Raw genomic sequence first — 11,871 nt, forward strand, 5'->3', positions numbered from 1 at the left:
GGCACGAGCGAGAGGCACGACATGACCGACCGACGAGCAGCCAGGCCCTGGGACACGACATCCCGACGCGGATGGGAGGACGACCGCGGCGACGTGCCGGGGTGGGTCCTCATCACGCTGATGACGGCGGGCTCGTCATCATCCTGTGGGGCGTGGCGGGTCCGCTCCTGCAGAACGTGTTCACGCAGGCCATCGACCGCGTCACGTCGTTCTGATGCGCGACGACCGGGGCTCGGCACCCGCCGAGTTCGTCATGGTCGGAGCCCTGCTCGTCGTCCTCGCGCTGTCGGTGGTCCAGCTGGCGCTGGCGCTGCACGTTCGGACCACCGTCCTCGACGCGGCCGCCGAGGGCGCGCGCACCGCGGCACTGGCCGGGGCCACGCGGGCCGACGGCGTGGAGCGGACCCGCGAGCTGATCACGACGGCCGTGGGCGCGCGCTACGCCGAGGACGTGAGCGCGGGCGGCGGCACCTCCCTCGGCCATGCCGTCGTGAGCGTCACCGTGCGGACCACGCTGCCCCTCGTGGGGCTCGTCGGCATCGACCACGGGATGGAGGTCGTCGGTCATGCGGCTGTCGAGCGACTGGGCTGACGAGCGCGGGTCCGCGGCGCTGGAGTTCATCACGGCGGGGGTGCTGCTGCTCGTGCCCCTCGTGTACCTCGTCGTGGCGCTCTCGGCGATCCAGGGCGCGGCGCTCGGCACCGAGGGCGCGGCGCGGCAGGCGGTCCGCGCATTCGTGCGCGCCGCCGACGACGTCGCCGGACGCCGGGAGGCGCGGTTCGCGGTGGACGTGGCGCTCGCCGACCACGGTGTCGCGCCCGACGGCATCGCGCTCGACATCACCTGCTCCCCGGATCCGCTCCGCTGCCATGCGCCGCGATCGCGGGTGCACGTCACCGTCCGCGTCGCGGCGGCCCTGCCGCTCGCGCCGCCCGTCGCGGGTCCCGATGCGCCGGGCTCGATCGCCGTCCACGGGGATGCGGAGGAACGGGTCTCCGCCTTCGTCCCCGGAGGCCGGTGAGCGGCGCGGCGACCCGTCGGGAGCGGGGAGGCCCGGAGCGCCCGCGGACCGTGGTCGACGGGGACGCGGGGTCGGTCCTGCCGCTCGTGATCGCCGCCTGCGCGCTCGGGCTGGCCGTGATCCTCATGGTGTCGGCGGCGTCGTCCCTCTACCTCGAGCGCGTCTGGCTCTTCTCCGTGGCCGATTCCGCGGCGCTCGCCGGGGCCGAGTCGTTCGACGTCGACTCCGTCGGCGGTGGTCCGGCGGATGCCGTCGACGACGGACGCATCGCCCTCCCGCCGCTGACCGACGCGGGCGTCGCCGCAGCGGTGTCCCGCTACCTGGCCGAGCAGTCCGTCGAAGGGCTCCGCGACCTGCGCGTCGACGGCGCCACGTCCCCCGACGGCCGGAGCGCCCGCGTCGCGCTGTCCGCCCGCTGGGTGCCGCCCGTCGCCTCGCTGCTGGCGCCCGAGGGCATCCGCATCACCGTCACGAGCACCGCCCGGAGCGTGCTCGTCGGTCCGGGTGCGGCGACGCCCGGTCCCGCGGGTGGGGGATGAGCGGCCCCGCCCCGGAGGCCCTCCGCGTGGGGGAGGCCCTCAGGCGGCCGGCCGCGGCTTCCGCGGGACGTACCGCGGCACGTAGCGGATCAGGATGCCGGCGCCGATGAGCCCCAGCACGCCCATCACGCCGCTGGCCGCCGCGAGCGACGTGACGGAGGTGAGCGCGGCGATGAGGAGCGGGGACGCGGCGCTGCCGGCGTCGCCCGTGAAGCGCCAGGCGCCGAGGAAGGGGGCCGGGTCCTCGCGCGGCGCGAGGTCGGCGCCGAGGGTCATGAGGATGCCGGAGCCCACGCCGTTCGCGACCGACATGAACATGGCGACGCCGATGAACCACTGGACGGCCGTGGGGAGGTCGGGGGTGAGGGCGAGCACCAGGTAGCCGAGGCCGAGGCCGACCATCGACGGGACGGCGCTCCACAGGCGGCCGAAGCGGTCCATGATCTGGCCGCTCGCGTAGAAGAGGGCGAAGTCCACGCCGCCCGCGATGCCGATGATGAGCGCCGTGTTCGCGTCCGAGATGCCGATGCTCACGGCCCACAGGGGGAGGAGGACCCCACGGCCCGCGCGCATCGACCCGATGAGGGCGGCGCCGGATCCGAGCTTCACGAGCACGCCCTTGAAGCGCCAGAGCGTCCGCAGGAGGCCCGCCGACTCGCGGGCCGGGGGAGCGGTGCCGGCGGCGGCGGCGACCGAGTCGTCGTCCTGCGGCTCGCCGGCCGTCGCGGGGGCCGCGCTCTGCAGGTCGGCCGCGCGGTTGCGGCGCACGACGTCCATCGGGTCGGGCAGGACGAGCAGCGTCACGGCGGCCGCGAGGCACGCGACGATGTGGATCACGAACGCGGACTGCGACGCCCCCGTCAGGTGGATCACGCCGGCGGCGAGGAACGGCCCCACGAAGTAGCCGGCGCGGAAGGTGCCGCCGAGGGTCGAGAGGGCGCGAGCGCGGTACGCCTGCGGCACGAAGCTCGTCATGAACGCGTGCCGCGCGAGGGCGAACACCGCGGTCGAGACGCCGATGAGGAAGACGCCGACGCCGAGCACGAGCGGGTTCGGCGCGAGGAGGCAGAGCACGAGGCCGCCGATGGAGACGAAGGCCGCGCCGATCATGGCCGTCCGCTCGCCGATCCGGCTCACCACGGCGCCGCTCGGGATGTCGCCCACGAGCTCGCCGAGCATGATCATGCCGCCGATGAACGCGGCGATCGCGAGGGAGGCGCCGAGGCTGCCGGCGACGATCGGGATGATGGGGATGATCGCGCCCTCGCCGATGGAGAACAGGAGCGCGGGCAGCAGTGCCGGGAGGGCGACCGAGCGCAGGGAGAAGGGGGGCTCGGGCGTCGACATCGCGTCCGACCCTACTCGCGCCGGGGCCCGCGTCCGGGCGGTCCCTGCGGGCCGGACGGTAGGCTGGGCGGCACCATGATCGACCAGGACTTCTCTTCGCGGATCACAGAATTGCGCGACACCTACTCCAACATCCGCTCCGTCGTCGGCGTCGAGCGCCTGCAGCAGGAGGTCGAGGAGCTGAGCGCCCAGGCGGGCGAGCCCGACCTCTGGGACGACACCGAGAAGGCCCAGAAGGTCACGAGCGACCTGAGCCACCGCCAGTCCGAGCTGAAGCGCATCGACGAGCTGCAGCGCCGCCTCGACGACCTCGACGTGCTGGTCGAGATGGCCAAGGACGACGAGGAATTAGCCGAGGAGGCGGTCGTCGAGCTCGAGGGCATCACGAAGATCATGGACGAGCTCGAGGTGCAGACGCTCCTCAACGGCGAGTTCGACCCGCGCCCGGCGGTCGTCACGATCCGTGCCGGCGCCGGCGGCGTCGACGCGGCCGACTTCGCCGAGATGCTCATGCGCATGTACCTGCGCTGGGCCGAGCAGCACGACTACCGCGCCACCGTGCTCGACACCTCCTACGCGGAGGAGGCGGGCATCAAGTCGGCGACCTTCGAGATCGACGCGCCCTACGCCTTCGGCACGCTGTCGGTCGAGGCCGGCACGCACCGCCTCGTGCGCATGAGCCCCTTCAACTCGGCCGGCAAGCGCCAGACGTCGTTCGCGGCCGTCGAGGTCGTGCCCCTCATCGAGCAGACCGAGTCGATCGAGATCCCCGAGAACGACATGCGGGTCGACGTCTTCCGCTCGTCCGGCCCCGGCGGCCAGTCGGTCAACACCACGGACTCGGCGGTGCGCATCACCCACCTCCCCACCGGCATCGTCGTGACCTGCCAGAACGAGAAGAGCCAGATCCAGAACCGCGCCGCGGCCCTCCGCGTGCTGCAGTCGCGCCTGCTCCTCGTGCAGCGCGAGCAGGAGGCGGCCACCAAGAAGGAGCTCGCCGGCAACATCACGGCGAGCTGGGGCGACCAGATGCGCAGCTACGTCCTCGCGCCGTACCAGATGGTCAAGGACCTCCGCACCGAGCACGAGGTCAACAACCCGTCGAACGTCTTCGACGGCGACCTCGACGGCTTCATCTCCGCGGGGATCCGCTGGAGGAAGTCGCCCGACCGCGCCTGAGAGAGTGCGGGGGAGTGCTCCCCGCGGTGAGTCGATGCGGCGATCAGGGGGTCGGGTGCCTAGGGTCGTACCGACATGATCAGGTTCGACCACGTATCCAAGGTGTATCCCGGCAACCCCCGACCGGCGCTGAGCTCCGTCGACCTCGAGATCCTCCGGGGGGAGTTCGTCTTCCTCGTCGGCGCGTCCGGGTCCGGCAAGTCCAGCTTCCTGCGTCTCGTGCTCAAGGAGGACCGGCCCACGAAGGGCACGATCCACGTACTGGGCCAGCAGCTGAACCAGCTGTCGAGCCGCAAGGTCCCCTACTACCGGCGGAGCCTCGGGGTGGTGTTCCAGGACTTCCGCCTGCTCCCCAACAAGTCCGTGTTCGACAACGTCGCCTTCACGCTCCAGGTGATCGGCAAGTCGCGCGGCTTCATCCAGGAGGCCGTCCCCGACGTGCTCGCCATGGTGGGCCTGCAGGGCAAGGAGCAGCGGCTCCCGCACGAGCTCTCCGGCGGCGAGCAGCAGCGCGTCGCCATCGCGCGTGCCGTGGTCAACAAGCCCGCCGTGCTCCTCGCCGACGAGCCCACCGGCAACCTCGACCCGCTGACCAGCGCCGGCATCATGCAGGTGCTCGAGCGGATCAACGCCAACGGCACCACGGTCATCATGGCCACCCACGACTCCGGCATCGTCGACCAGATGCAGAAGCGCGTCATCGAGCTGATCGGCGGCGAGGTCGTGCGCGACGAGCTGGGCGGCCAGTACCAGACGTCCGCGATCGACCTGCCCCGGACGGCGGAGAACCCCGTCGGCGTCAACCCCGAGCACCCGCCGGTCGCCGCGCCGACGCCGGTGTTCGTGCCCGCCGCGCCCCTGCCGGCACCCGCCCGCCCGTCCGCTTCGGCCGAGCCCGCCACCGGCGCCGAGCGCCGGGAGCAGGCCCGCCGCGACAAGCAGCGTCGCGCGGACGAGAAGGCACGCGCCAAGGAGGAGGCGGCCCGCGAGGCCGCTGCCGCCAAGGCCGCGAGGCGGTCCCCGAAGGAGGCCGCGACGGCCTCCGCCGGGACCGCCGCCCCCGTCACCGCCCCGGAGCGCTCGCGCTCCGAGGCCGTGCCGATCGTGCCGGCCACCTCCCCGGTGCGGGACTCGCCGGCGGACCGCGACGAGGCCGTCCCGGCCCGCGCCGACGTGCCGTCCGCCTCCGCGCCGTCCGCCTCCGCGCCGTCGGCTTCCGCGCCGTCGGCCTTCGCCGAGGCGGCCCGCGTGGATCCCGCTCCCGACCGTCCCGATGCCGAGCCCGCCGGGACGGCGGCGTCCGAGGCGCCGCGCGTACCGCAGGTCGGCGCGGAGCCCGCGCGTGCCGAGTCCGTCGAGCAGGCGCCCTCGCGTGCCATCCCGGTCATCCGCGACACGGCTCCCGACGGCCGCGACGACGAGCGTGTCGACCGGACCTCCGCGGACGACAGCCCGGCGACGCCCGCCGCGCCACCCAGCCGGCGCAACGGGGGAGGTGCGGCACCCGCCGCGCCGAGCACCGGCTCCATCCGCCGGCTCCCCGAGGGCACCGGCGTGATCCGCCTGCCCGACCTGTCCGACGGCCAGGGCGGACCCGCGCCGGACGACCGACGGGACGACGCCGAGCTCGCCGAGCTCGGCCTGGCCGAGAAGCTGGGGCTCCGCGCCCGCGGCGAGTCGCCGGACGACACCGGCGCACAGGATGTGGGGCCCACGCGATGAGACTCGGACTCGTGCTCTCCGAGGTCGGCAACGGCCTCCGCCGCAACGTCAGCATGGTCGTCTCGGTCGTGCTCGTCACCTTCATCTCGCTCACGTTCGTGGGCGCCGCCGTGCTCCTGCAGATGCAGATCGGCCAGATGAAGAACTACTGGTACGACCGCGCCCAGGTGGCGATCGACTTCTGCACCGACACGTCCGTGCCGAGCGAGACCTGCGTCAACGGCAAGGCCACCCAGGAGCAGATCGACGCGGTCGAGCAGCAGCTGGAGAGCGACACGCTCGCGCCCTTCATCGACAGGTACTACTTCGAGGACCAGGACACGGCGTACGCCAACTTCCAGGAGCAGTTCCAGGGCGACCCCGTCACGGAGCTCGTGCAGCCGGAGTTCCTCAACGAGGCCTTCTGGGTGAACCTCAAGGACCCGTCGAAGTCCGACATCCTGAGCGACAGCCTGTCCGGGCTCGCCGGCGTCGAGAACGTGACGGACCAGCGGCAGTACCTCGACCAGATCTTCTCGATACTCAACGCCGCGAGCCTCACGGCCGTCGGCATCGCGGGGCTCATGCTCGTCGCCGCGGCGCTGCTCATCGCCACCACCATCCGGCTGTCCGCGTTCTCGCGGAGACGGGAGCTGGGCATCATGAGGCTGGTCGGGGCGTCGAACCGCTTCATCCAGACCCCGTTCATCCTGGAGGGCGTGTTCGCCGCCCTCATCGGCTCGGTGCTCGCGAGCGCCGCGACGGTGGCCCTCGTGCGGTTCTTCGTCCAGGGGTTCCTGAGCACCCGGCTCACGTCGATATCGCTCGTCAACATGGACGACGCGCTGCTGGTGGTGCCGATCCTGCTCGGCGTCGGCGTGGTGCTCGCGGCGGTGTCGGCGAACTTCGCGATCAGCCGCTACCTGCGCATCTGATCCGCCGGTAGACTGATGGGCTGCCCGGATCCGGGCGGACCCATCCATCATCATCGAGGAGACCACCGTGCCCAGGGAACGTGGCGAGAAGGTGGTGGCGACCAACCGCAAGGCGCGCCACGACTACACCATCGAGTCGACCTACGAGGCCGGCCTCGTGCTCACGGGCACCGAGGTCAAGTCGCTCCGGCAGGGGCGGGCCTCGCTCGTCGACGGCTACGCCTTCGTCGACGCCGGCGAGGCCTGGCTCGATGCCGTCCACATCCCGGAGTACAACCAGGGCACGTGGAACAACCACCCGGTGCGTCGCAAGCGCAAGCTGCTCCTGCACAAGGACCAGATCCTCAAGATCCACACGAAGGTCAAGGAGGGCGGCTACACGGTCGTCCCGCTGCAGCTCTACTTCGTGGACGGCCGTGCGAAGGTGGAGCTCGCCATCGCGAAGGGCAAGAAGGAGTACGACAAGCGCCAGACGCTCCGGGAGCGCCAGGACAAGCGCGAGGCCGACCGGGCCATGGCGTCGCACCGCCGCCTCGGCGACTAGCGGTCGGCGTCGCCGCACGGTGGCGCCGCCGGCTCCGGTCGGCTATCGTAGAGGGCTGGTCACGTTCATCCGTGACCGCGATTGACAACTCGACAGCGTGGAACATGCGACCCGGCTCGGGCACCGTCAGGTGCACGGTCGTGCATGGGGATGATCGGTTTCGACATTGCCTGCAAAACTGCGAGAAGCGGGTCGAGGATGCAGGGCTATCTCGTAAACGCTCCCTGCACAACACAAGTGCCAATTCCAAGCGCACTGACTTCGCTCTCGCTGCCTAAGCGAAAGCACTAAGAGGTCCGTCGGTCCGGTGATGCTCTCTAACCGGCAACCGGCGACAGATAGAGAGATTGCTGCGCGGTCGTGCCTCAGGGCCGTGTGGGACTCGCACTGTGGCTGGGCCCGTCGACTCAGATGCCAGGAGCAAGAGTCGGGGCCGAGCAGAACGCCTTTCCTGGCTACACCCGTAGAAGGCGCAGGATTACAGCAGTGGACCGGGGTTCGATTCCCCGCATCTCCACCATCGCGTCGCATGCTCCACGCTCGTCGAGGCTCCGGATCCGTCCGGAGACGACGAGGGCCCCGTCCGCTGGACGGGGCCTTCTTCTTCTCCGGACGGATCAGCCGATCGGTGCGCGCGGCGCCGCCGGGGCCGGGGCCCCCGGGTCCGACGTCGCGAGGGCCGGCGCCGTCGTCTCCACCGCCGGTGAGGCGGTGCGGCCGCGATGGCGCCTCCGACCGCCGGTGCGCCCGTACACGAGGTACATGGTGAGGCCCATGATGATCATGAGCAGCACCGTGTAGACGAACGTGATGCTCATGGAGTCGAGGTTCGCCTCGCCCTCGGTGCTGGCCTTGATCGCGATGCCGAGCGGTTCGTACAGCGGCTGGTACAGGAAGACCGCTGCGTCGTAGTCGTCGAGCAGGCTGTTGAAGTTGAGCGCCGTGATCGCCGCGACCGTGGGGATGACGAGCGGAACCAGCACCCGGCGGAACGTCGTCAGGGAGCGGGCGCCGAGGATGCGGGCCGCGTCCTCCAGCGACTGCGGCACGCTCGCGAACGCGGCCTTGAGGAGACGGAGCGTGAACGGGACCTTCACGATGATGTACGCCACCAGCAGGAGCCAGGTGGTGCCCGTGAGGACCTGCCCGCCGATGAGCGGCTGCGGGCGGTCGAAGGTCTGCAGCAGCGCGAGGGCGATGAGGATCGTCGGCAGGATCCACGGGATGTGCAGCAGGTACTCGATCGTGGCCGTCGCCCAGTTCCGGTTCCGCTGCACGAGGCGGGCGACGAAGAGGAGGCCCGCCACGACGATGACCGCGGCCAGCGCGCTGTAGACGAGGCTCACGACGAACGGCCGGAGGACGTCGGGGGAGCCGAGCACCGTCGCGTAGTTGCGGAGCGTGAACGAGTCGAGGGTGATGGTGCCCGTCTGCACGCTCCGGGAGTCGAGGAACGAGAACAGCACGATGAGGATCACCGGCAGCGCGTAGACGACGAACAGCGCGTAAGCGACCACGTGCACGACGGCGTTCACGACCGGGTTCCGGATGCGCTGCTTCTGCAGCGGCGTCGCGACCTTCGCGACCGAGAAGTACACGCCCGACTTCTCCACGCGGTTCATGATCGCCAGGAGCACGATGGTGGCGACGCCCAGCACGATGGCGAGGAGCGCCGCGAGGTCGCGGGAGCTCGTGCTCTTGGAGAACGTGACGATCATCGGGGCGACCGTCTGGAAGCCCGTGCCGCCGAGCACCAGCGGAGCGGTGAGCGCCCCGAGGCCGGTGAGGAACGTGAGGACGGTGACCGCGAAGATCATGGGGCGCAGCGCCGGCAGCACGATGCGGAAGAGGATGCGCCCGGTCCCGGCGCCCATGCTGCGCGCGGCCTCGATCGTCTGGTGGTCGATGGCGGCGAGCGACGAGCGGAGGAACAGCATGTGGTTGGTGGTCGTGGCGAAGGTCATCACGATGACGACCGCGAAGTAGCCGGAGAACCAGTCGGGGTCGAGGTCGGGGAAGGCGCGCTGGGCGATGGCCGTGACGAAGCCGTACCTCCCGTAGATGAAGTTGTAGCCCGCGGCCAGGACGATCCCGCCGTAGATGAGCGTCGTGGCGTAGCCGAGCCAGAGGACGCGGGAGCCGCGCACCACGAAGTACTCGGTGACCAGGACGATGAAGATGCCGACGACGTTCACCGTGACGGCGAGGGTGACCGCGAGCAGGAGGCTGTTGCCCACGCTCCGCATCGCGCGGTCGGAGCTCACGAGCTTCTCGAGCGCGCGGCCGCTGAAGGCGCCGTCTGGGAAGAAGGTCGTGACGAGCAGGTTCGCGTTCGGGAAGACGAGGAACGTGACGATGAACCACAGGGCGGCGATGAGCACCACGACGCCGAGCGGGGAGCGCAGCAGCGCGCGGACCGGGGTGCGCACGGCTACGACCCGTACTGCAGGATGGCGGACGGGTCGATGCCGACCGCGACCTCGGTGCCCGGCGCCAGGGGCGGCGCGCCGGTCTCCGCCACCAGCGCGTCGACCGCGTCGTCCCCGAGGTCGACCCGGTACGTGCTGTAGGACCCGTGGTACGAGCGCGCCGCGACGACGCCCTCGAGCCGCACGCGGCGCGCATCCGTCGGCACCGCGTCGCGGGCATCGACCGACACGCGCTCGAGGCGGACGTAGGCGCGGCCCGACGCGTCGAGGGCGGATGCGCCCGCATCGCGCAGCCGGGCGACCGTCATGGGCCCCAGGGCGTTGATGGCGCCCACGAACGTGGCCACGAACTCGGTGGCCGAGCGGTCGTAGACCTCCTCGGGGGTGCCGACCTGCTCGATGCGCCCCGCGTCGAAGACGGCGATGCGGTCGCTCATGGTGAGCGCCTCCTCCTGGTCGTGCGTGACGTAGACCGTGGTGATGCCGAGGCGGGCCTGCAGCCCCTTCAGCTGGTCGCGCAACTGCACGCGGAGCTTCGCGTCGAGGTTGGACAGCGGCTCGTCGAGCAGCAGGATCCGCGGCTCCAGCACGAGCGCGCGGGCGATCGCGACGCGCTGCTGCTGGCCGCCGGAGAGCTCGGCGACGTTCTTGTCGAGCTGCGCGGCGCTCAGCTCGACCTGGTCGGCCATCGCCCGCACGAGCCGGTCGGTCTCCGCCCTGCCCGCCTTCCGCACCGTGAGGCCGAAGGCGATGTTCTCCCGCACGGACATGCTGGGGAAGAGCGCGTAGTTCTGGAACACCATGCCCACGCGGCGCTTCTCGCTGGGCAGTCGCGTGGCGACCTGCCCGTCGATGACGATGTCGCCGCGGCTCGGCTCGACGAAGCCGGCCAGGGTCCGCAGCGCGGTCGTCTTCCCGCAGCCGGACGGCCCGAGGAGGGTGAAGAACTCGCCCTCGTGGATCTCGAGGTCGAGCGCCGGGATGGCGACCTGGTCCCCGAAGCGCACCTCGACGTCGTCGAAGCGGATCATCAGGGCAGGTACTCCAGCTCGGTCTTCTCGACCCAGTCGGCGATGTGCTCGCGGACGAAGCCGTAGTCGACGTCCTGCTTCTCCAGCGACTCGATGAGCTCCGTGACGGCGGGCAGGGCCTCGGACCGCGCGGTCGTGTTGACGGGGTAGCTGGAGAACTCGGCCGCGAAGGCGCCCTGCACGTCGGCGCTGCCGAACCAGTCGATGAACTCGCGGACGCGCTCCTCCTTCTTCGTCCCGGCGATCTCGGCTATCTGCTCGGTGACGAACGGCACGCCGGCCTTCGCGGGGACGACCTCCGTCGCCGTGCCGTACTGCTCGTCCCGAGCCGCGATGCCGCTCGAGGGGAGCGTCCCGAACGCGACCTCGCCGCGGGACAGGCGGGCGTAGAGGTCCGTGCCCTCGACGGCGGGGGAGCCGTTCGCGAAGTACTCCTCGACCGCCTTCCAGCCCTTGTCGCTGATGCCCAGGTCGCCGTCCGGGTCCTCGTACGGCGTGAGGAGCCCGGCGAGGATGAGCTGCGGCGTGGCCTCCCCGAGGCGCGTGTTGACCTCGTACCGCCCCTCGTACTCGGAGGAGTAGAGGTCGGTCACGTCGTCGGGCACGTCGGCGCCGGACGTCTGCGCGGAGTCGTGCACCGTGACGATGGCCTGCTCGACGAGCGGCCAGTAGGCGCCGTCCTCCGGGTCGCCGGATGCCTGGTCGACCTCGCCCGACCAGGCCGGGGTGTAGGCGGTGATGGCGTCCTCCGCCTTGAGGTTCTCGAAGTACATGTTGTTGAGGCCGAACACCACGTCGCCGACCGGGTTGTTCTTCTCCGCGACGATGCGGTTGGCGAGGTCGGCACCGCCGAGGCCGACGATCTGGATGTCGAAGCCCGCCTTCTCCGCCTCCGCGGTGACCCAGTCGCCCCGGCCGTCGCCGTTGGAGTTCGTGTAGACGATGAGGGTGTCGCCGGTGGCCGGGGAGACCGCCGGATCCGCGGTGCCGGTGCCGGCGGAGGACCCGCATCCGGCGAGGACGAGGCCGGCCGCGGCGGTGGCGGCGAGCGAGGCGATGAGACGGGAGCGGTTCTTCATGGTGTCCTCTCGGAGGGAGCACGTCGGTGTGCTCGCGGACGGCTGCACCGTCCGGGCCCGGAACT

General features: G+C 71.3%; 11 protein-coding genes, 1 other RNA gene and 1 pseudogene. 9 read left to right on the top strand and 4 right to left on the bottom strand.

The features are described 5' to 3' along the window. Positions 1–21: 21 nt before the first annotated feature. The 4 genes and pseudogenes from AC07VC_RS11485 (at position 22) to AC07VC_RS11500 (ending at position 1,561) form a co-directional block, all read left to right on the top strand. Positions 22–215, top strand: a pseudogene (locus AC07VC_RS11485) (hypothetical protein). After that, positions 215–592 (top strand): TadE/TadG family type IV pilus assembly protein, encoded by a 378-nt coding sequence (locus AC07VC_RS11490; protein ID WP_317229415.1) that lies wholly within the window; start codon positions 215–217, stop codon positions 590–592. Before AC07VC_RS11485 ends, AC07VC_RS11490 begins: the two are co-directional and overlap by 1 nt. Next, positions 567–1,022 carry a hypothetical protein gene (locus AC07VC_RS11495; RefSeq protein WP_494675604.1) on the top strand — a complete coding sequence of 152 codons (456 nt, stop codon included), beginning with the start codon at positions 567–569 and terminating at the stop codon, positions 1,020–1,022. Before AC07VC_RS11490 ends, AC07VC_RS11495 begins: the two co-directional genes overlap by 26 nt. A 50-nt stretch (positions 1,023–1,072) precedes the next feature. Beyond that, complete coding sequence (locus AC07VC_RS11500; RefSeq protein WP_494675605.1) at positions 1,073–1,561, top strand: pilus assembly protein TadG-related protein; 489 nt, start codon at positions 1,073–1,075, stop codon at positions 1,559–1,561. Positions 1,562–1,600: 39 nt separating this feature from the next. On the opposite strand, the gene AC07VC_RS11505 is transcribed toward AC07VC_RS11500, so the two are convergent. Beyond that, on the bottom strand, positions 1,601–2,908 hold the full coding sequence (locus AC07VC_RS11505; protein ID WP_494675606.1) for an MFS transporter: 1,308 nt from the start codon (positions 2,906–2,908) through the stop codon (positions 1,601–1,603). 75 nt (positions 2,909–2,983) lie between these two features. Between AC07VC_RS11505 and prfB the strand changes: the two genes are divergently transcribed. The 5 genes from prfB (at position 2,984) to ssrA (ending at position 7,787) form a co-directional block, all read left to right on the top strand. Beyond that, positions 2,984–4,087 carry a peptide chain release factor 2 gene (prfB, locus tag AC07VC_RS11510; RefSeq protein ID WP_494675607.1) on the top strand — a complete coding sequence of 368 codons (1,104 nt, stop codon included), beginning with the start codon at positions 2,984–2,986 and terminating at the stop codon, positions 4,085–4,087. Between the two features lie 75 nt (positions 4,088–4,162). Continuing rightward, a complete protein-coding gene (gene ftsE / locus AC07VC_RS11515; protein WP_494675608.1) occupies positions 4,163–5,809 on the top strand; it encodes a cell division ATP-binding protein FtsE in 1,647 nt (548 codons plus the stop codon). After that, entirely contained in the window at positions 5,806–6,723 is a 918-nt protein-coding gene (gene ftsX / locus AC07VC_RS11520; protein WP_094115588.1) for a permease-like cell division protein FtsX, read from the top strand. Before ftsE ends, ftsX begins: the two co-directional genes overlap by 4 nt. A 67-nt stretch (positions 6,724–6,790) precedes the next feature. After that, positions 6,791–7,267, top strand: a complete 477-nt coding sequence (smpB, locus tag AC07VC_RS11525) for an SsrA-binding protein SmpB (RefSeq protein ID WP_094115589.1) — start codon at positions 6,791–6,793, stop codon at positions 7,265–7,267. A gap of 146 nt (positions 7,268–7,413) precedes the next feature. Beyond that, positions 7,414–7,787: a transfer-messenger RNA gene (gene ssrA, locus AC07VC_RS11530) on the top strand. Between the two features lie 97 nt (positions 7,788–7,884). Here ssrA and AC07VC_RS11535 read toward each other — a convergent pair. From AC07VC_RS11535 to AC07VC_RS11545, 3 genes are read right to left on the bottom strand one after another with little or no spacing between them, the layout of a single operon-like run. Continuing rightward, positions 7,885–9,696, bottom strand: coding sequence for an ABC transporter permease (locus tag AC07VC_RS11535; protein WP_494675609.1), 1,812 nt, complete (start codon positions 9,694–9,696; stop codon positions 7,885–7,887). 2 nt (positions 9,697–9,698) lie between these two features. After that, positions 9,699–10,727 carry an ABC transporter ATP-binding protein gene (locus AC07VC_RS11540; RefSeq protein ID WP_494675610.1) on the bottom strand — a complete coding sequence of 343 codons (1,029 nt, stop codon included), beginning with the start codon at positions 10,725–10,727 and terminating at the stop codon, positions 9,699–9,701. Beyond that, positions 10,727–11,806 carry an extracellular solute-binding protein gene (locus tag AC07VC_RS11545; protein WP_494675611.1) on the bottom strand — a complete coding sequence of 360 codons (1,080 nt, stop codon included), beginning with the start codon at positions 11,804–11,806 and terminating at the stop codon, positions 10,727–10,729. Before AC07VC_RS11545 ends, AC07VC_RS11540 begins: the two co-directional genes overlap by 1 nt. Positions 11,807–11,871 lie beyond the last annotated feature (65 nt).

Source organism: Clavibacter sp. GW821-FHT01D01, assembly GCF_059422605.1.